The 19677-nt window shown below is 57.8% G+C and carries 19 protein-coding genes and 3 pseudogenes; 12 read left to right on the top strand and 10 right to left on the bottom strand.

Annotated features, from left to right (window positions below; genetic code table 11):
- The first annotated feature begins 3 nt into the window (after positions 1 to 3).
- From ETW23_RS20630 to ETW23_RS20640, 3 genes and pseudogenes are all read left to right on the top strand, one after another.
- Positions 4 to 1008, top strand: coding sequence for a flagellin (locus ETW23_RS20630; RefSeq protein ID WP_134831111.1), 1005 nt, complete (start codon positions 4 to 6; stop codon positions 1006 to 1008).
- A complete protein-coding gene (locus ETW23_RS20635; protein ID WP_129372711.1) occupies positions 1008 to 2114 on the top strand; it encodes a flagellar basal body P-ring protein FlgI in 1107 nt (368 codons plus the stop codon). Before ETW23_RS20630 ends, ETW23_RS20635 begins: the two co-directional genes overlap by 1 nt.
- Positions 2115 to 2420: 306 nt before the next feature.
- Positions 2421 to 2943: pseudogene (locus tag ETW23_RS20640) on the top strand (transposase); the annotation flags it as partial.
- On the opposite strand, the gene fliP reads toward ETW23_RS20640, so the two are convergent.
- Genes fliP through fliF form a run of 4 tightly spaced genes read right to left on the bottom strand, consistent with a single transcriptional unit; the run spans position 2943 to position 6244 of the window.
- Positions 2943 to 3686: a flagellar type III secretion system pore protein FliP gene (gene fliP, locus ETW23_RS20645; protein ID WP_129372546.1), complete on the bottom strand. Its 744-nt coding sequence runs from the start codon at positions 3684 to 3686 to the stop codon at positions 2943 to 2945. The pseudogene ETW23_RS20640 and the gene fliP sit on opposite strands and share 1 nt — an antisense overlap.
- On the bottom strand, positions 3683 to 3979 hold the full coding sequence (locus ETW23_RS20650) for a FliM/FliN family flagellar motor C-terminal domain-containing protein (RefSeq protein WP_027257075.1): 297 nt from the start codon (positions 3977 to 3979) through the stop codon (positions 3683 to 3685). Before ETW23_RS20650 ends, fliP begins: the two co-directional genes overlap by 4 nt.
- A complete protein-coding gene (locus ETW23_RS20655) occupies positions 3972 to 4571 on the bottom strand; it encodes an ABC transporter ATP-binding protein (protein WP_134831112.1) in 600 nt (199 codons plus the stop codon). The genes ETW23_RS20650 and ETW23_RS20655 overlap by 8 nt, the downstream gene beginning before the upstream one ends.
- Positions 4571 to 6244: a flagellar basal-body MS-ring/collar protein FliF gene (gene fliF, locus ETW23_RS20660; protein ID WP_129372544.1), complete on the bottom strand. Its 1674-nt coding sequence runs from the start codon at positions 6242 to 6244 to the stop codon at positions 4571 to 4573. Before fliF ends, ETW23_RS20655 begins: the two co-directional genes overlap by 1 nt.
- Positions 6245 to 6363: 119 nt before the next feature.
- Between fliF and fliL the strand changes: the two genes are divergently transcribed.
- The 9 genes and pseudogenes from fliL (at position 6364) to ETW23_RS20705 (ending at position 16139) form a co-directional block, all read left to right on the top strand.
- Complete coding sequence (gene fliL / locus ETW23_RS20665) at positions 6364 to 6888, top strand: flagellar basal body-associated protein FliL (RefSeq protein ID WP_134831370.1); 525 nt, start codon at positions 6364 to 6366, stop codon at positions 6886 to 6888.
- 9 nt (positions 6889 to 6897) lie between these two features.
- Positions 6898 to 7344: a hypothetical protein gene (locus ETW23_RS20670; RefSeq protein WP_129372542.1), complete on the top strand. Its 447-nt coding sequence runs from the start codon at positions 6898 to 6900 to the stop codon at positions 7342 to 7344.
- The gene (locus ETW23_RS20675; RefSeq protein WP_129372541.1) at positions 7344 to 7958 is read left to right on the top strand and encodes a MotE family protein; all 615 of its coding nucleotides are present in this window, start codon (positions 7344 to 7346) and stop codon (positions 7956 to 7958) included. Before ETW23_RS20670 ends, ETW23_RS20675 begins: the two co-directional genes overlap by 1 nt.
- Before the next feature lie 78 nt (positions 7959 to 8036).
- On the top strand, positions 8037 to 8906 hold the full coding sequence (motA, locus tag ETW23_RS20680; RefSeq protein ID WP_027257081.1) for a flagellar motor stator protein MotA: 870 nt from the start codon (positions 8037 to 8039) through the stop codon (positions 8904 to 8906).
- The gene (locus tag ETW23_RS20685) at positions 8903 to 11338 is read left to right on the top strand and encodes a hypothetical protein (RefSeq protein WP_205879923.1); all 2436 of its coding nucleotides are present in this window, start codon (positions 8903 to 8905) and stop codon (positions 11336 to 11338) included. The genes motA and ETW23_RS20685 overlap by 4 nt, the downstream gene beginning before the upstream one ends.
- Positions 11339 to 11791: 453 nt before the next feature.
- Positions 11792 to 13884 (top strand): annotated as a pseudogene (flhA, locus tag ETW23_RS20690) (flagellar biosynthesis protein FlhA).
- Positions 13881 to 14659: pseudogene (locus ETW23_RS20695) on the top strand (flagellar biosynthetic protein FliR). Before flhA ends, ETW23_RS20695 begins: the two co-directional pseudogenes overlap by 4 nt.
- Entirely contained in the window at positions 14656 to 15744 is a 1089-nt protein-coding gene (flhB, locus tag ETW23_RS20700) for a flagellar type III secretion system protein FlhB (protein WP_134831113.1), read from the top strand. The pseudogene ETW23_RS20695 and the gene flhB overlap by 4 nt, the downstream one beginning before the upstream one ends.
- Positions 15741 to 16139, top strand: a complete 399-nt coding sequence (locus tag ETW23_RS20705) for a hypothetical protein (RefSeq protein ID WP_134831114.1) — start codon at positions 15741 to 15743, stop codon at positions 16137 to 16139. Before flhB ends, ETW23_RS20705 begins: the two co-directional genes overlap by 4 nt.
- Positions 16140 to 16221: 82 nt before the next feature.
- On the opposite strand, the gene ETW23_RS20710 is transcribed toward ETW23_RS20705, so the two are convergent.
- From ETW23_RS20710 to ETW23_RS20735, 6 genes are read right to left on the bottom strand one after another with little or no spacing between them, the layout of a single operon-like run.
- The gene (locus ETW23_RS20710) at positions 16222 to 16719 is read right to left on the bottom strand and encodes a flagellar basal body-associated FliL family protein (protein WP_134831115.1); all 498 of its coding nucleotides are present in this window, start codon (positions 16717 to 16719) and stop codon (positions 16222 to 16224) included.
- An 8-nt stretch (positions 16720 to 16727) separates the two neighbouring features.
- Positions 16728 to 17468 (bottom strand): flagellar basal body L-ring protein FlgH, encoded by a 741-nt coding sequence (flgH, locus tag ETW23_RS20715; protein ID WP_129372535.1) that lies wholly within the window; start codon positions 17466 to 17468, stop codon positions 16728 to 16730.
- Positions 17468 to 17890 carry a flagellar basal body P-ring formation chaperone FlgA gene (flgA, locus tag ETW23_RS20720; RefSeq protein ID WP_129372534.1) on the bottom strand — a complete coding sequence of 141 codons (423 nt, stop codon included), beginning with the start codon at positions 17888 to 17890 and terminating at the stop codon, positions 17468 to 17470. The genes flgH and flgA overlap by 1 nt, the downstream gene beginning before the upstream one ends.
- Positions 17890 to 18675 carry a flagellar basal-body rod protein FlgG gene (gene flgG, locus ETW23_RS20725; protein WP_027257090.1) on the bottom strand — a complete coding sequence of 262 codons (786 nt, stop codon included), beginning with the start codon at positions 18673 to 18675 and terminating at the stop codon, positions 17890 to 17892. Before flgG ends, flgA begins: the two co-directional genes overlap by 1 nt.
- A gap of 10 nt (positions 18676 to 18685) precedes the next feature.
- Positions 18686 to 19402, bottom strand: coding sequence for a flagellar hook-basal body complex protein (locus ETW23_RS20730; RefSeq protein WP_129372533.1), 717 nt, complete (start codon positions 19400 to 19402; stop codon positions 18686 to 18688).
- Complete coding sequence (locus ETW23_RS20735; protein ID WP_027257092.1) at positions 19402 to 19674, bottom strand: flagellar biosynthetic protein FliQ; 273 nt, start codon at positions 19672 to 19674, stop codon at positions 19402 to 19404. The genes ETW23_RS20730 and ETW23_RS20735 overlap by 1 nt, the downstream gene beginning before the upstream one ends.
- Positions 19675 to 19677 lie beyond the last annotated feature (3 nt).

The following is a 19677-nucleotide window of genomic DNA, read 5'->3' on the forward strand; positions in this document are numbered from 1 at the left end:
CGCATGATTTTGAATTCCTATGGTGATATGGCGCAGCACCTCTTTCTCCGCAGCCGCAATGCGGAATTGCAGCAGAATATAACCACGCTCTCCGAAGAGTTTGCTACCGGAAAATCGTCCAACCTGACCGAGCGGCTGGGCGGTGACTATACCTATCTGGCGGATCTCGAAAGCACCCTGAACCGGCTCGACAGCTATACTGTCACCAATAGAGAAGTGCAGCTGTTTGCCACCACAACACAAAGCAGCCTCGACAAGGTTCAGAGCCAGGTGCAAGCTATGCGGAATGACATCCTGACGCTGTCGTCCGCTATTGACGTGGACAATGCTCAGCAATTCGGAAGTCAAGCCAAGCAAAGAATATCCAGTGCAATTAATCTTTTGAATGCCTCCGTTGGCGGGCGGGCAGTCTTTGCGGGCACTGCAACGGATACCAAGCCGCTCAATGACACCGGCACCCTTATGAGTTCCATCCTCACTGAGGTCTCCGGATTGACGACAAGCAATGACATTATTCAAGCCGTGAAGGACTGGTTTGATGATCCAGCTGGATTCGACACTGTGATGTACAGCGGTTCCACCACATCGCTGCAGCCTGTCACCGTGGGCGAGGGTGAACAGGTTACACTGGGCATCCGTGCGGATGACGACAACCTAAAGCACGCGTTGCAAAGTTACGTCATTACAGCTTTGGCAGATGAACCCAGTCTCGGTTTGACGGACGATGTGAAAATTGACCTGGTCCGCCAGGCCAGCAGCGAACTTACGGATAGCGTGGACAATCTGATCCAGCTGCAAGCGGATGTCGGTTTTATCGAAGGCCAGCTTGAAGCGGTGAACACCCGCAATGAAGCTTCGAAAACCAGTTTGAGCATTGTTAAAAACAACCTGGTCTCAGCTGATCCCTATGAAACCTATACACGGCTGGAAGAAGCGCAAACACAGCTTGAAGGTCTTTATACAATCACTTCGCGCAGCTCGCAGCTCTCATTGTTGAACTATCTCTGATGCTGGTATTTCTTCGCCTCTTTTTCACTTGCCTGTTCCTGCTGCCCGCAGTGGCGCAGGCAAATACCATCCGTCTCAAAGACCTGGTTGAATTTGATGGCGTCCGCGGCAACGATCTGGTCGGTTACGGCCTGGTCGTCGGCTTGGACGGCACCGGTGACGGGCTGCGGAATTCGCCGTTCACCGAAGAAATCATGTCCAACATACTGGAGCGGCTAGGTGTCAATGTGACCGGTGAGCAGTTCCGGCCAAAAAACGTTGCTGCTGTCTTTGTAACCGCCACACTGCCGCCTTTTGCCCGGGTTGGAAGCACCATTGATGTAACAGTGTCAGCTATCGGTGATTCCAAGAGCCTCTTGGGCGGCACCCTGATCATGACACCGCTCAATGCTGCGGACGGGCAGATTTATGCCGTCTCCCAAGGTACAATCCTGGCGGGTGGAGCGGTGGCCGAAGGTAACGCGGCCACGGTAACCCAAGGGGTGCCAACGGCCGGTGTGATCCCTTCGGGCGCCCGGGTCGAACGTGAGATCGGCTTTGATCTGTCTTCTCTTAGCTCCATGCGTCTGGCCCTGCGGGAGCCGGATTTCACTACTGCTGGCCGGATTGAACGGGCGATCAACGATGAGTTTGGCCGCAACGTTGCCCTGATGCGGGATTCCGGAACTGTCGAGATCGATATCAAGCGAACAAATACCCGTTCGACGGCTCACGCCGTGGGCCGGATCGAGAATATCCTGGTTGAACCTCAGCGCAAGGCGCGGGTTGTGGTGGATCAGCGTTCCGGTACGATTGTGATGGGCAGCGACGTGCGGATTTCCCGTGTTGCTGTGGCTCAAGGAAACCTCACTTTGCGGATCGAAGAGACGCCGCTGGTGGTGCAGCCCAATCCCTTCGCAAATGGCGAATCGGTTGTTGTTCCGCGCACAGGTGCAGCTATTGAGGAAGAAGAGGGCGTCCAACTTGCCGAAGTGCCGGAGACGACTTCGCTGTCCGAAGTCGTGGCAGGTTTGAATGCCTTGGGCGTGTCGCCGCGGGACATGATCGATATCCTCAAAAGCCTGAAAGCGGCCGGCGCATTGCATGCAGAATTTGTCGTCCGTTAGGCCAGTAAAAGCAGACTAGTGAAGAGCCCTGGCTTTGCTTGCAAAAGCCAGGGCCTTTTTTGTGTATCGCGACATGCCGGCAGGACGTAGAATATTAAATCAGCCCCCATAACTGCCGTGCCTGATGCGGCGACGGAATCCGATGTCTTGCCTGGATTTTGAGAATGACACAGGCGGTGTTAGCGATGCGGGACAGCGCCTCGCCACAGGCAGCTTCGAAAGCGCTCAGTCCATCGGTAATCCACCCTGAAATCAACGGTGTTCAATAGTGGAATTCTCCCGGCAAGATCTCTGAGGAGATTTTGAATGAAGAACGGACGATTTAGCGACTCACAGATCTGGGCTTCCTGAAGCAGGCGAAGGGCGGTGTACCGGTGTCTGAACTGTGCCGTGGACATGGGATGAGCAGTGCAAGTTTCTGCAAGTGACGGGCCAAATTCGGCGGCATGGACGCGTCTTTGATCGCTGAGATGAAAGACATGGCGGAACAGAGCCGGCGTCTTAAGAAGATGTGTGCCGAGGTGAGTATGCAGAACGAGTTGCTGAAGGAAGCTTGTGAAAAAAAGCGTTAAGGCAGTCTCATAGGCGAGAGGCGGCCGCGAATGCGGCCGCATAACATGGGGTCTGTATCGCACAGGCCTGCCGGGCGTTTCAAGTCAGCGAGACCCTCTATCGCTACAGCCCTGTCCTGAGTGACGAGTACGAAGAGATTGCCGATTGGCTGAAACTGAAACGCCTGATCGCAAACAAACGCAGTTGGGGCTTTGGTCTGTGCTTTTTGTATCTGCGCGATGTGCAGGGCTACCTTTTCCAGACCATTGGCAGGGTTCAGGGGTAGTAGCTGCGTACCAGAGCGGTGGCGATCAGGCTCCAGCCATCTGCGACTACAAAAAATGCCAGTTTGAAGGGCAGGGACACGATAGCAGGCGGCACCATCATCATCCCCATGGACATCAGGACTGCAGCAACAACAAGATCAATGACCAGAAATGGCAGGAAGACGAGAAACCCGATTTGAAAAGCGCGCGAAATTTCCGACAGCAGGAAGCTAGGGACCAGCGCCGATAACGGAGCTTCGGCCACGGGATCCATGCCCTGGGTTTCCGGCCTGAGATCCGCAATTGCATAAAATGTGTCCGGATCCAACCGGTTCGCCATGAAGGCACGGAAGGGCTCCAAGCTGCGGGTGATGGCCACGCCCGGTTCCAGCCTTTCTTCCAGCAGCGGATTGATGCCAGTGGTCCAGGCCTCGGTAAAGACGGGTTCCATCACAAAATAGGTCAGAAACAGCGCCAGACTGATGATCAGCATGTTGGGCGGTGCTTGCTGCAGCCCGATGCCTTGACGCAGAATCGATAGAACTGTCACCAGGAATGGAAAACAGGTGATCATGATCAGCAGGCCCGGAGCCAGGCTGAGCACAGTAATCAGCAGGATCAGCTGGATCGAGCGGGCGGAGATCGATTCGCCGTCTGCCAGCGAAAGGCTCAGTTCTTGAGCCAGGGCGGTGTGCGGCATGGCCAGCAGGATTGCTGCAGCCAGGGCCGCCCGCACAATAGTCTTGTGTGTCATCCCAAACCGCTTTGAAGATCAGCAATTTCTGTCAGGCGCACGGCCAGCTGGCCAGCCTGATCTCCCTCCAGCTCTTCGAGCTGGCCACGGGCGACCAGCCGGTCGCCGACGTAAAGATCCACGGGGTCTTCAACCCGTTTATCCAAAGTGAGAATCGCGTTTTCGCCAAGGCTGACCAGGTCACGGATCAGCGGCCGGGCTTTGCCGACCGAGACAACTACTTCGACGGGAACCGAAACAAAGGGATTGTTTGCATCAGCGGATTTCATATTCAGGTCGGCAGCATCATCCATACTGGCTGTCCTCTTTCGCGTGATAGGTGAAGGCCTCTATCGAGTCCTGGATCGATTCTAGAAGGGCGTCGCAATTGATTTCGCATTCGGTGCTGCCAATGCGCAGATAGGCTTGGCCGGCAGACAGCACACTGTCTTCCTGCACTGTGACCGGAACGGAAAAATTGTCCGGCAACAGGCTGCGCACTGGTGCCGCCTCCCCGGGAGCGACCACGATCTGCATCGGCTGGTCGGTCTGGCCTTTGGCCATATCAGCAAGCTGATCGACGATATGATGCCCGAAAGAGGCAGCCATGGCATCTGGCAGCACTGCACTGGTCAGCACCTTGAACATCGGGTCCAGCGAATCGAGCAGCTGACTTTGGGCTTCGTGATAAGTGAAACTGAGATCTTCCAGAGAATTGGCCAGCTCGGTCGAAATACGGCTGCTTTCCTGGTCTTTGGCCGTTACGGCATCATCCCACCCGGCGCTGTAGCCGTTCTCAAAGGAAGCCAGCCGCTGCTCTTCTATGAGTTCCTCGGAAACCGCGGGCAGGGCAGGCTCTGCCGAGGTGTTCATTGCGAAGTCTTCGAGCAAATGTGCAATCGTCATCAGGCTTGCTCCTTGTTTTCTTCCAGCCAACCGCGCAGGATCTGGACGGTTTCTTCCTGCCGCTCGCCAATCAAGTTGCGCAGACGGTCGACCGGGTCATCCATGCTGCCGCCCAGTGCCGGAAAACCGGCCGCCCCCATCATGTCGCCGCCAGTACCCATTGCCGGCAGGTCGCCCAAGGGTTCGAACTGTCCGGTTTCGTTGTTTTCAATTTCACCCTCTAGTGCGAGTCCCGAACCAAGTTCAGGCGCAGTCATGAAGCCGTCGCCGCCAACACCTGGCAGCCCGGGCAGCCCGCCACCATCCGGACCAGTCAGCGCCGCCACCGGAGCTGCCTGATTCGACAGGATCGGGCGTACGACGAACAGGCCCAGGATCAGGCTGACCAGGGCCAGAGCCGCAAGCTGGATCAGCGACATAGCATCAAAGTAGAGGTTGTCCATGAACCCCGCAGTGGCCACGGACCCCTGCGGTTCCACTGTCGGCAACTCCATGGACTTGAGCGTAATCACATCCCCGCGGTCTGCGTCAAAACCGACAGCGGCGGAAATCAACTCCCGCAAGGCGGCCAATTCGTCTTCCGGCCGGGGCTGGAAGACAGTTTCACCTGCGTCATTTGTCACCGCAGAGCCATTGACCAGCACTGCAACAGTCAGGCGCTTGATAGCCCCGGGACCGCGGAGGATCTCTTTCTCGGTTTCCGAAATTTCATAATTGATTCGCTCCCGGGTGGCGCTGGTATTGGCTTTTGACCCCTGGCCAGAGGCCGCGTCACCGTCGGGGATATTGGAGGCAACCGTGACCTCTCCGGATTGGTTGGTAGAGGAGTCGGCGCGTTCCTCGACGTCAGTGCTGACGGCGACACGGCTTTTCGGGTCCACCCGCTTTTCCCGGATTGATTCGGTGTCGGTGACGGTCGCGACACTCACTTCCACCACTGCATTGCCCTGGCCGACGCGTGCCTCAACCAATCGGATGACACGTTCGCGCAGCGTTTGGGACCGGTCATCGGTCCCGGCACCGGCGGCTGCAGTGGCATCCGAAGACCCGATCAACGCGCCGTTGGCATCAATCACTGCAACGTTTTCAACGGCAAGGCCGGTCACCGCAGACGAAATGAGGAAGCGGATCGCATTTGCTTGCGCAGGTGTTACCGGGGATCCCATCGGTACGACTGAAACCGACGCGGTGGGTTCTACGGTGCGCTGAAAGGGATTCGAGCCGGCATTGGCGATATGCACCCGTGCCTGGCTTACATGCGGGCTGCCAACAATAGTGCGGGCCAGCTCGCCTTCCTTTGCGCGCCAATAAGCGGCGTCAAACATCTGCGAGGTGGTGCCAAAGCCACTGAGCGAATCGAGCAGCTCGTACCCTTTGCCGCCATTGGCGGGCAGGCCTTCGCTGGCCAGTGTCATCCGAAATTCGTCACGCTGCGTTGACGGCACGTAGATTGAGCTGCCACGCACTTCATATTGGGCACCGCGCTGTTCCAGCGCCCGCACCACATCTCCGGCCGAGCCGCTTTCCAGCCCGGCATAGAGCAGTGTCATTGTTGGCTTGCTTGCCACATGGGACATCGCGATCACGCTGAGAATCATGATTACCGTGGCACCCACGGCTATCAGACGCTTTCGCATGTCCATTTCAGCCCAGACATTCTTGATCTGCTGCACATTAACCTCCGTCGCACCGGCGTTCTCTCCGGCGTGCAACCCTTTTGACGGATCGGCCTTAACATTCGGTTAGTTCCTCGCAGGTTATGAAGATGCTGCACGACGTTTTAGGGATAGCCATGACAGACGCTGCAGTAGACACACAAGCAGAAGCCCCGGCCAAGAAAAGCAAACTGCCCCTGATTATCGGGGTGGTGCTGGCATTGGCTGGCGGCGGCGGCGGTTTCTTCGCCGTACAGTCAGGCCTTCTTCCCTTTGGTCAGAAAGCAGCGCCAGAACCGGCGCATGCGGCCGAAGAGGCGCCAGAAGGCGTGGACAGTGGTGAGACGGCGGAGGATATCGCCAATCTTGCCTTTATCGAAATGGACCCGATTGTGATTACCCTGCGTAAAGCCAGCGGTATCAAGCATTTGCGGTTCCGCGCGCAACTTGAGGTCGATCTGGCTCACCAAGCCGAGGTCGAGAAAATCCTCCCGCGGGTTATCGATGTCCTTAACAGCTACCTGAGAGCACTGGAGCTAGAGGATCTGACTGATCCGATGGCGCTGCCGAAACTGAGGGCGCAGATGCTGCGGCGGATCAATATTGCAACCGGCCAGGGCCGGGTGCGTGATCTGCTGATTATGGATTTCGTACTGAATTAGGAGGACAGGATGGAAATTATTGCTGATATCCTGCTTGCGGCCGGTGCGCTGGGTGCCGGATTCTATTGTCTGGTACTGTCGCGCAGGCTGAAGCGGTTCAATGATTTGGAAAAAGGTGTGGGCGGTGCAGTTGCCGTCCTGTCTGCCCAGGTCGATGATCTGAACAAGTCACTGCAATCGGCGCAACAGGTGTCCGACGGCTCCAGCAAGGCGCTGCAGCAACTGACGGGCCGGGCCGAAACAGTGGCTCAGCGGCTGGAACTGATGATGGCATCCATGCATGACATCCCCGAGGCCGGAACTGCGGCTCCGGCAGCTAAACCTTCGGCCGAGGACGACGCGATGGCGGCCGCATACGAGGCCGATTCGCAGCCGTCTGCTGAAGAACAGGACGAGGCAAAGCCTTCCGGCTTGATGTTCGTCCGGCATAACCGCAGCCAGAATCGGGTGGCGTAATGGCAAAGGCAGCAAAGAAAACCAGGCGGTTCCGGCGCAGCGGCACCTTGATGATGCTGGCGGTGCTGCTGATGGGATCCGCTGCGGTCCGGCTGGCTCTTGAAGCGGGGCCTGCAATTGCCCGTGAAGTGGCCAGCCTGCAGGAACCCGGCGGCGACGCGCAGCCTCACAAGGGGGAGCCGCAGCGCGAATCGATGCCCACATCTGCAGAGCTGCAAACAATGCTGGCAGCCTTTAAGGAGCGGGAACAGGCTCTGGCCGCTCGTGAAGCGGAAATTCAGGACCGGATGAAAGCCCTGGAAATTGCTGATCAGGCAATCGACAAGAAACTGGCTTCGCTGGAACAGGCCGAAGAGAATTTACGGGCAACGCTCGCGTTGGCGGATGGTGCGACCGAAGCGGATGTGACGCGTCTTACGTCGGTCTATGAACAGATGAAACCCAAAGAGGCCGCTGCTTTGTTTGAGGAAATGGATCCTGCCTTTGCGGCTGGTTTCCTCGCCCGGATGCAGCCCGAGGCTGCGGCGGGAATCATGGCAGGGCTGAGCCCGGAAGCCGCCTATACTATCAGCGTTGTTTTGGCTGGCCGCAACGGAGCAGTGCCGAAGGAGTAATTCGGCCGCCGCCGCTTAGTCTTTCCTTAGGAAGACTCGCCTAAGCTAATAAAAACCAATGGAATTCGGAGTGGACCCATGATCGGGATTGTAGGCATAGTTGTGATCTTTGTCATGGTGTTCGGCGGCTATCTCCTGGCCGGCGGCAAGATGGCGATCATTATTAAGGCCATGCCCTTTGAGTTGATGATGATCGGTGGTGCCGGAGCCGGTGCTTTTCTGATCGGCAACGATATGGGCGGCATCAAGCATACGTTGAAGGACGTCGGTAAGGTGTTCAAGGGCCCTAAGTGGAAACCGGACGACTACCGCGACTTGCTGTGCCTTCTGTTTGCTCTGATCCGGATCGCGCGGGCGAATCCGGTTGAAGTGGAGCAACACATTGAAGACCCCGAAAACTCCTCTGTCTTCAATAAATACCCCAAGATTCTGGCAGACAAGGAAACAGTGAACCTGATTTGCGACACCATGCGGTCGGCCTCGATGAACTATGACGATCCGCATCAGGTGGAAGAAGTGCTGGAAAAGCGCATGGAGGCCAACCTGCACCATGCAATGCACTCCAGCCATGCTTTGCAAACCCTGGCAGACGGGCTGCCGGCGCTGGGAATTGTTGCGGCGGTGCTTGGTATCATCAAAACTATGGGCTCTATTGATCAACCCCCGGAAGTTCTGGGTAAACTGATTGGCGGCGCTCTGGTCGGTACCTTTCTTGGCGTGTTCCTGGCTTATGGCCTCGTGGGTCCCTTTGCGACCAAGGTAAAAGCGGTAACCGAGGAAGACGCGCATTTTTATCAGCTTATCCGTGAGGTTCTGGTGGCCAATCTGCACAACCATGCAGCAGCAATCTGCATCGAAGTCGGGCGCCAGAACACACCTTCGCATTTCCGTCCCGGCTTTGCTGAACTTGAAGAAGCCCTCAAATCGGTGAAACAGGACGCAGCATGATTTGGCGAGCACTTGCCATTGCAGTCGCGCTTCTGACGGCAGGAGCTGTCCAGGCGCAGACAATTGTGACCCGGTCAGGAGAGCACAACGGCTTCACCCGCCTGGTGATGCGCCTGCCGGATGGCGCGGACTGGTCGCTGGCTCAAAGCGGCACGACGGCGACAGTGAACATTGACGCGCCACAGGCAGTTTTCGATACTTCACGTGTCTTCAACCTGATCCCTCGCACCCGGTTGCAATCACTCGTGCAGAACGGGCCAGGTCAGCCGCTTCGATTGCAGCTAGGCTGTGACTGCACGGTCACGTCTTATGTTCAGAAGAATGGCTACTTGGTGCTTGATATACGTGATGGCGGTAAACCGGAAACACAGCGGCAGTATTCTGCAACTAGCAGTATTCTGCCACTCACTCCGCAGGCCACACAGAGCGGTTACAGGTTCAGTTTCTCTCAATCGGCCGCAGCTGACGCGCGGATGGCTCTGGAATTGGCAGCGGCTGTTGCGGGGCGAGCGGATCCGGCGCAAACAATCCGGCCGCAGGACGCTGAAGAAGCACCGGAACTGAGTGCAACCAAACAGCAAGAAGAAGCTGTAGAAGTCGTCTTGCCGTTGGATGGCAACAGCTTTCCGGATCAGACAGAAACCGCTGAAGCCAATGCGGCTTCCGGGCTCCCTGAGACCAGAGTGCTGCTCAACCTGGAAGAAACTGAGCGCGCGGCCGCGGTCCAAGATTCCGAGCAACGGTTGCTGCAACAGATTGGTCGGGCTGCAAATCAAGGACTTTTGAGTGTTGCGGCAAATGGGCTTCCTGGTGCCGATAGCACTGCTGTATTGGATCCTCTGGGCCGTGCAGACAGGCCGTTGAACCCTTTGGATCACATCTCCGTGACCTCTGCAATCGATCGCGAAACCGGGCTGAAGGCTGCCCTGACTGGTGGCAACGGAGAAGCAGAGCATTGTTTGCAAAACCGTGATGTTGCCATTCATTCCTGGGGCAATGAAAGCCCGTTTGCGGATCAGCTGGCACCGGTGCGCAGCGCATTGGTCCGGGAATTCGATGATGTGAATCCAGCGAGTGTATTTGCACTCGCACGGATGTATCTCTATTTCGGCTTTGGTGCCGAAGCTCGCTCCATTTTGACTATTCTCCCTCCAGAAAATCAGGATGCGCCGGATATAGCCTTTCTTGATGCAATGGCGATGCTGATGGATGGAGCAGTTCTGCCGGTTAATCACCCGTTCTCAGGACAGCAAGGCTGCGAAGGCGATAGTGCCCTGTGGGGCGCTTTGGCGGATGGCCTGGTCAAGAAGAGCGCCAACACCGACGCCATTCAGCAAGCGTTCTCCAAAATGCCGACTCACCTGCGGGTGCACCTGGGGCCTCGGATCAGCAAGATGTTTGCCGAAGCCGGAGATAACCATATCGCCGAGGCAGTGCTGAGAGCGGTTGACCGGACCGGGGTTGAGGACGTTCCGGAAATCAACCTTGCTGAGGCGGCGATTGCCGAATTGGCAGGCGATACCGAAAAGGTGGCCGAAGAGCTGACCAGCGAGGTTGCAGAACGGAACGGCAATGCACCGGCCGCACTGATCGATCTGGTTGCTCTTAGCGTCAAGGAGCGCAAGGCGCTGTCTCCTGACGTGCCGGATTTGATTGCCTCTTACGAACTTGAAAACCGCGAAACCGAGCTGGGAGCGGAGTTGCGTCAGGCGCAGGTCGCTTCTCTGGCCCTGATGGGGCAGTTTCAGGATGCTTTTCAAGAACTGAACAGCCTGTCTGAGCAGGACGGCCCGAATGCCCGGTCGGCAGCGCTGGAGCCGTTGATGCTGCTGTTGGCAGAACGTGCAGATGACGTGACATTTTTGCAGTACTCACTGGTTTTCTCTGGTCAGGCCAGCGCGGCTGAAGCCGCATCGGTAGCTCCGGCCGTTGCCCGCAGGCTGCTGGACCTTGGATTTGCCGAACAAGCACAGGGCCTGCTCACCAAGCTTGCGCTGGAGCCGGAAAACGAAGCCCGCCGCCTGATGATGGCCGAGGCCGCATTGGAGCTGGACAAGCCGCATCGGGCCCTTGTCGAGCTGATGGGGCTGGAAAGTTCCGAAGCCAACAAAATGCGTGCGGCGGCCTTGTGGCGCAATGGTGAATATGACCGGGCCGGTGAGTATCTTCTTGCCGAAGATGAGGCCAACGCAGCCGCCCGCGGGTTCTGGCATTCCGAAAACCTGGGCGCCATAGAAGCGATGGAGACTGGAGATGACGCGCAATTCGGTGCTGTTGCTTCTGTCACCACGCAAATTGGCGAAACTGCGCAAGATCCAGAGGGCTTGTCTCCTTTGGCTCACGCACGGGCCTTGGTTGAAAGCAGTGCGGGCACACGTGGCGGCATTGCTGATCTGTTGAGCAAAGTTGGCACAGACTTGGAAAGTCCTTAGTATTTTCAGCGATCTGACAGAATGTTAACACAAACAAAGGCCGCCCGGATCAAGGGCGGCCTTTGTTTGTGCTGATAACACTTTGTCAACGGGCTGCCGGTAACGTGATGATCGGGTGAATCCTGATTTGGACGGGCAGAATGCCGGAAAACTATTTAGTACTTTGCCTGAAAGGGCTGTTTCTGCGCGCAATTGGCGCAGAAATCTGGGCGCGCTCTGTAACGAGTTCCGTTCTGAAATCTCACTTGATTGAGACTGACAGGCACCGATTGCCGGCAACCGGTATCGCAAAGCCTGATCGTCGGCACCGGTTGGCTGGCAGACGGCTATTGGCGCGGCAACCGCAGGTGCTGACAAAGCTCCGGAAAACGGACATGCGCTTCAGATTGGATCCTTGGGCACCAATCCAGGCATTCCATAAGTTTGAATCTAGCAATTTGCGGGGCCTGAACTGTGCCTAAGCTTACCACTGAACAACTTTTCAGCCCGACCGTCCTGCTGGCGCTGGCGCTTATGGCGATTATTGTGATGATGATCCTGCCGATGCCGGCCTGGGTGCTGGATGTTGGCCTGGCGGCCTCCTTTGGGCTTGCCATCCTGATCTTCACCATCACCCTGTTCATTGAACGGCCGTTGGATTTTTCCTCATTTCCGACGATCCTTCTGGCCTCGCTGATGCTTCGGCTGTCACTGAACATATCCTCCACCAAACTGATCATCGGCCAGGGGCATTCCGGCACCGACGCGGCCGGCAATGTGATCGAAGGTTTCGCCCAATTTGTGATGGGGGGCAGCGTATTCCTGGGTCTAGTGGTGTTCGGAGTTTTGTTGATCGTCAACTTCATGGTGATCACCAAGGGGCCGCCAGGATGGCCGAAGTGGGTGCCCGTTTTGCACTGGATGGAATGCCAGGCAAACAGCTGGCGATCGACGCCGACATGTCAGCCGGCGCCATCGACCACCAGACCGCCAAGGAACGCCGTGAGCGGGATCAGCAGGAAACCACTTTCTTTGGTTCGCTCGACGGCGCGTCGAAATTTGTCAAAGGCGACGCCATTGCCGGGCTTTTGATCACCTTGCTGAACTTGGTCATGGGGCTGATCATGGGCGTTCTGGTCCATGGCATGCCTGTTGGCAGCGCGTTTGAAACCTATGCCATTCTGACTGTGGGCGACGGTCTGGTGTCGCAGATCCCATCTGTGATCATTTCCATTGCAGCGGCGCTGCTGCTGGCTCGCGGTGGCACCACCGGTGCCACCGATACCGCCCTGTTCGAGCAATTCGGCCGCCATCCCGCTGCGCTGACTACTGTCGCGGTGCTGATGGTCCTGTTTGCACTGGTTCCCGGTCTGCCATTTCTGCCCTTTGTGACCGGTGGCAGTGTGCTGGGCTACGCGGCTTTCCGGATGGCAAAGAAGAAGCAGGATGATGCAGAGGCGGAGATCGAGGAAAAGATCGAAGAGGCCGCAGATCCTACTGCAAGCCGGCCGCTCGGAGATATTCTGGATCTGGATGATCTGCATCTGGAGTTTTCACCGGATCTGGTCAGCATGGTACTTGATGCCGGCACCGGGCTTGATGCCCGCATTGCCAACATGCGGTCCCATATTGCCACCACCTTTGGTCTGATCCTGCCGGAAATCCGGCTGACTGATCAGCATGAGCTGGAAAGAGGCACCTATGTGGTCAAAGTGCAGGGGGTTGAGCAGGTGCGCGGCACTTTGCATCCCGACATGGTTCTGGCCTTGATGCCGGACAATCATGACGCGTTGCCACCCGGCACTGATGTGACTGAGCCGGTCTACGGCGCGCCGGCCCGCTGGATCTCAGCCAAGTCGCAGGAACAGGCCGCCCTGGCCGGGGCTACTGTGGTCACACCGCCGGAAATCCTGGCAACCCATCTGCTGGAGATCATCAAACAGAATTTCTCCCGCTTGCTGACACTCAAATCGCTGCGTCGCCTGTTGGATGAGATGACGCAGCTTTCCGATAACTTCCGATCCGAAGCGAACCGCAAGCTGCTGGATGCGCTGGTGCCGGACAAGGTTCCGATGGATACACTTCACTCGGTGCTACGTCTGCTGCTGGAGGAGCGGGTTTCCATCCGCAATATGCCGCTGATCTTGGAATCGATTGCCGAAGCCCGGCAACACACCACCCAGCCCGAGCTGATCTGTGAACATGTGCGCCAGCGGCTGGGGTTCCAGCTGGTGGCCGAGATGAAACGCGAGGACGGGACCATTCCTTTGATCCAGCTGGCACCGGAATGGGAAGACAAATTCTCAACGTATCAAGTCGATGCGCAAGGTGCCGGGTTGGACATTGCCTTGCCGCCCGACTTGTTCAATATGCTTGCGGATGGGCTGACCGAGAAGCTGTCGGCAATCACCGACCAAGGTGTGTTTGCGGCGGTTGTGACCTCGACCCGCCGCCGCCGTTACCTGAAGACCATTTTGAAATCACGGGGTATCAGCAACCCGGTTCTATCGTTCGAAGAAATCGGCCTTGAGGCGCGGCCTGCCCTGGTTGGAATGGTGCAAGCATGAACCTGAACTTTCTGCCGCCAGAGCTTATAGCGCTGCTGGGGCAGGGTTCTGGCATGCTGCAATCGTATTTCTGCGGGTGTCGGCCATGGTATCGGTGCTGCCCGCGGTGGGTGAGCTGTATGTCCCCTCCCGGGTCAAACTTGCAGTTGCTGCGGCCTTTACTTTTGTGGTGGCGCCTGCACTTCCGGCCCTTCCTGAGCCGGATGGTGCGATAGAATTTGCCCGGATTGCTGTTGCCGAAGCGATCATTGGCCTGGCACTGGGGATTGGTGTCCGGATCTTTGTATTGGCATTGCAGACGGCCGGCACCATGGCGGCGCAAAGCACGTCGTTGTCACAGGTTCTTGGCGGCATCGGTGCAGAGCCAATGCCGGCTCTAGGGGCCGTTCTGATGATTTCCGGTGTGACCCTTGCTGTCATGATGGGTCTGCATATCCGGGCGGCGGAATTGCTCATTGGCTCCTACCGGCTGTTTCCTGCTGGTCAGTTTCCCGCGGCTTCCGGCTTGGCGGAATGGGGGGTGTACCGGGTTTCGCAAAGCTTTTCGCTGGCGTTCACGCTAGCGGCGCCTTTTGTCATTACAGCGGTGATCTACAACTTGGCGCTGGGCGTGATTAACCGGGCTATGCCGCAGCTGATGGTGGCCATGGTCGGCGCGCCGGCGATTACCTTCGGCGGCCTGTTTATCCTGATGGTCGGCAGTCCGATGATCCTGGATGTTTGGTCCAGGGCTCTGATGACGTTTATGTCGAATCCTGGAGGCGGAATGCCATGAGCGGCCAGGACGACGATTCAGACAAGTCATTCGAGCCGACGGAACAGAAACTCCGCAAGGCCCGGGAGAAAGGCGAAGTTGCCAAATCTACGGATCTGTCCGTCGCCGCAGCCTATCTGGGTCTGATCATCGCAGTCTACACTGCCGGAAGCAGCAGCGTTGAGGGGATAGGCACTGCTCTGATGGCCTTTCTGGACCAGCCGGACAAGCTGGCCCCGCTGTTTTTTGAAGGGTCGGCTGCGGCCCCCGTGGGGGGCTTCATCGAAAGTGCCGTGCGCCCTGCTCTGCCATGGTTTCTGGTGCCCTTTGCATTGGTTCTGTTGTCGATTGTCGGACAGCGTGCGCTGGTTTTTGCGCCCAGTAAGCTGGAGCCGAAGCTGTCTCGTATTTCTCTCATCTCGGGGGCCAAGAACAAATTTGGCAGATCCGGGCTGTTCGAGTTTTTCAAAAGTTTTGTGAAGCTGGTGCTCTATTCGATCTGCCTGGGCGTCTACCTGTCTTACCGGCTTCCGGACATGATCGCTTCGTCCGGCACTGGCCCGCAGTCTGTTGTCTTGATGCTGTCGCAGCTGGCGATGGAGTTTTTGTTTTTGGCGCTGCTCATCGCGATAACGATCGGTATTGTGGATGCGGCCTTTCAACATGCGGAACACCACCGCAAAAACATGATGTCCCGGAAGGAGATCCAGGACGAAATGAAGGAGTCCGAAGGCGATCCCCATATGAAAGGCCAGCGCCGTCAGCGCGGCCAGCAGATCGCGATGGGGCAAATGATGGCCGATGTGCCCAAAGCCGACGTCGTGGTTGTCAACCCGACTCACTATGCGGTGGCCCTGCAATGGAGCCGCGAGAAGGGTTCCGCGCCTGTCTGCGTTGCCAAAGGGGTTGATGAAGTGGCCGCGGCGATCCGGCGTGTTGCCAATGAAAACGGCGTTCCGATTCATAGTGATCCGCCAACAGCGCGGGCATTGCATGCCACGATTGAGATCGGCGGCGAAATTCTGGAAGAGCATTATGCACCGGTGGCGGCGGCCATCCGGTTTGCCGAAGAGATGCGCAAGCGTGCTAAAGGAAAGATCACATGAAGCAGAAGATGCTGGATCAGATGGCGGCAGTGACTGCAGCGCAGTATATGCAGGAGCATGCGAAAATACAGCCGGCTCTGGCCCGGGAGGCGCAACTTCGCGGCCAGTTGGCCAAACTGAACAGCCAAGTGCAGGCCGCCCGGGAACCGGCAGACAGCGATCACACAATGAAGGCTTTGGGGGCAGATCTGTTGTGGCAAGGCTGGCATACCCGCACCCGGCGCCAATTGAACCTGGAGCTGGCGCAGGCAACGGCACAAAAGCTGCGGATGATGGATCAGCTGCGCAAAGCCTTTGGGCGCAAACACGCGGTGGAAACCATGGCGGCCTCCGAACGCAAGCGGCACAAAGCTGAGCAGGCAAAAGCCTTCATGGACCGGCTGTTGGACGGTTGAAATACCTTGAGTATGGCGTAAAGCAAAAAGGCCGGTCCTTAGCGGGACCGGCCTTTTCTATGTTGGATCGGCTGCTCGCCGGTCAGACGTCCTGCCGTGATATTTCCATGATCAAAACGTCATAGACGCCTTTGCCGATATGTTTCTGTGCCGCCTCGCGCAGCGCCGTGCGCAGGGGTTCCAAGACATCTGAGCGGGTAAACGCCCCGCGGAAACCGCCCATATTGGCGTGGTCGAAGAGAACTTGCAGAAAAACATCCCGCAACTTGGGCGCGTAGGAATGCACTTTTTCCGCAATACCTTTCTTTACCTCAAGGCTGAGCGAGATCACCACCAGGGATGTCATCTGGTCGCGCTCCACAATCGGCACAACAAACTGGTCGCCGACTTTGATGTATTCGCGCTGGTTTTCTTCGCTTTCTTCAGCGGTTTCCTCTGCGGCCTCTTCCGGGGCCGGCGCGGCCTCGCCGCCGGCAGCGGCTTGATTTTCTTCAGGCGGAGGCGCCAGCATGATGCCGGCGCCAATGCCGCCTCCGGTCCCGATGATCAGCAGGATGACTGGAAGGAGTTTAGACAGCATGGCAACCCTCAGAACGGCAGAATGGCGTCGAGCAGCTGCTGGCCGTAGCGCGGCTGCTGAACGTCAGTGATTTGGCCACGGCCGCCATAGGACACACGGGCCGAAGCGATCTTGTCATAAGTGATCTCGTTCTGGCGGCTGATGTCTTGCGGCCGGACATAGCCGGTCACCAAGAGCTCGCGCAGCTCGAAATTCACCCTCAGTTCCTGGGTGCCGCTGATCGCCAGCACGCCGTTGGGCAGAACGTCGACAACAGTCGCAGCAACTCGCAATTCCAGCTTTTCGCTGCGTTTGACGGATCCTTTGCCGCCGGCAGAACTGGAACTGCCCAGTTCCACGGCGTCGGCGGAGGTGGCACCTTCCGGCAGTTTTCTGTCCAGACGCTGGGGCAGGCCAAGGAGATGCGGCATGTTCAGGCTTTCAGCCCCCGAGCGTGAGCGCTGGGTGTCGTTGGAAATTTCGGCCTCTTCATCGATCTCGATCACCACTGTCAGAATATCGCCGCGCTTGATCGCGCGGCGGTCGCCCAGCAGTGATTGCTGCGAGCCGCTCCACAGGGATGCGCCATCAACGGTGCGCCGGTTCTGTGTCTGTGCAGGCAATCCCTGGTACAGCATTGCAACATGTTCAGAGCTTTCATTGGACGGGGTGAAAGAGGGCGGTTTGCCCATATGATCCATCCGGCCGCAGGCACCCAGCAGGGCGAGCCCGAACAGCAGCGGTTTGACGGGGGAAAGTTTCTTTTTCATCAGTTTACCTCAACGGAACCGTCTGCCGCGATCCGCCCGGTTACGGTGGTGCGGGAGTTAAGATTCATGACCCGGACGGCCTCGCCTGCAGCGCCGCGTCCCAAGGCGCGGCCTTCGGCCGCTATGGTCAGGACACCCTGGCGGAAGGTCAAAGTGACCAGGTCATTGCGTTCAATGATGGCCGGCGGGCCGATATCGCCAGCCCGCAACGGCCGACCTGCGTATAGTGCGACGCGCGCCTCCTGACCGACAACCGCTGCCGGGTCCGACAGTGCACCAAGGATCTCGCCTTTTTTCAGAGCCAGGTCCTCGGCATTGACGATCGCCTTTGCGCGTATCGTACGCAGCGGGATCAGATATTCCGCCCAGGCGGGCGGTGCGCAAAGCGCCGCGGCGGTCAGACAGGCAAGAGCAAGTTTCATCAGCGCACCTGTGTTGTTGCGCCCATCATCTGGTCGACAGCCGAGATGACCTTGGCATTCATTTCATAGCCCCGCTGGGCTTCGATCAGCTCGGTGACCTCGCGCACCGCATCCACTGAACTTGCCTCCAGATATCCTTGGCGCAGGGTGCCAAGCCCGTCTTCGCCGGCCGTAGATACAGTGGCAGCACCAGAGGCCTCTGTTTCGGTGAACAGGTTGCTGCCGATCGCCTCAAGGCCTTTGGGGTTGGTGAAGCCTGCCAGAGTGAACTGGCCCAACAGCTGGCCTGCCGAGGTTTCATCAAAGTACCCGTAGACTTCGCCCTCAGCGTTGATCGAGATACTGACAGCATCATCAGGAATGGTGACTTCGGGAGAAACTGCAAAACCGTCCGACGTCACGATCAGCCCTTCGGCTGAGCGTTTCAATGCGCCGTCGCGGGTATAGGCGGTCTGGCCGGAGGGCAATGTGACCTCAAGATAGCCCTTGCCGTCGATGGCGAGATCCAGATCATTGTTGGTCTGCTGCAGCGCGCCTTGCGACAAATGCACCGAGACGGCGGCGGGGCGCACACCCAGGCCAACCTGCACGCCGGTCGGCAGCACCGTGCCATCCGATGCGTTGACACTTCCGGCCCGCGAGATCTGCTGGTAGTGCAAATCGGCAAATTCGGCGCGCCGGGCGTTGTAGGCTGTGGTGTTCATATTGGCGAGGTTGTTGGAGATAGTCTCCACCCGCAATTGCTGAGCGCTCATGCCGGTCGCTGCGATTTTCAAGGCACGCATCTGGATTCTCCTAGGTCTTGATCAGGTTTTTGATGGCATTGCGGATGCGTTCGTCTTCCGCCTGCAGAAAGCTTTGGCCCATTTCATAGGCGCGCTGGACTTCGATCATCCGGGTCACTTCGGAAATCGCATTCACGTTGGAGCCTTCGAGAAAGCCTTGCAGCACTTTCGCATCAAAACTGTCCTCAATCTCGCCGTCGACGCGGAACATCACTCCGTCCTCGCGCACCAGCGTGTGCTGCTCCATCGGCTTGAACAGGCCAAGCTGCCCCAGCAGCCGCCCGTTTGCACTGAGCGAACCATCCGCCCCGACTTCGATCTTGCCGGCATCCGGCGGAACAAAGACCGGCGCGCGGCCGGCATCCAGCACCCGGTATCCATCCATGGTCACCAGATCGCCATCAGCATTGGGGGAGAAGGCACCTGAACGGGTCAACCTTTCGCCTTGCGGCGTTTCCACCATAAAGAAGGCGTCGCCCTCGATTGCAAAGTCAAACGAGCCGCCGGTTTTGGTCAGCTGACCCTGCTCCATCGAGGTGTTGAAGATATTCGCGCGCGACATAGACAGCGACTGCTGACCGGGCGAGGACTGCACAAATTCCGAAAAGATCAGGCCCTCCTGGCGGTAGCCGGTAGTGGCCGAGTTCGCGATATTGTTGGCAATGACGCGCATCTCCCGCATCAGGCCCGTTTGGCGTGAAAGGGTTGCGTAGCCTGCATTTTCCATTACGAACCTCCGGCAATCATCGGAACAACGTGGCCGTGGAAGAAGGCCACCAGCGTTTGTGTCATGAAGCCCATTGTCATCCAGAACACGACCAGGATCGCTGTCAGTTTGGGCACGAAGGTCAGGGTCATTTCCTGCACCGACGTCAGAGCCTGAAACAGGCCGATGGCCAGACCGACAACCAGTGCAACAACCAGGATCGGCGTCGACATGGTGACGGCGGCCCACAGCGCTTGGCGCAGCGTGTCATAGAAGAGGCTTTCGCTCATCATGGC

Origin of the sequence: Leisingera sp. NJS201 (genome assembly GCF_004535885.1) — a bacterium.
Taxonomy (GTDB): Bacteria; Pseudomonadota; Alphaproteobacteria; order Rhodobacterales; family Rhodobacteraceae; genus Leisingera.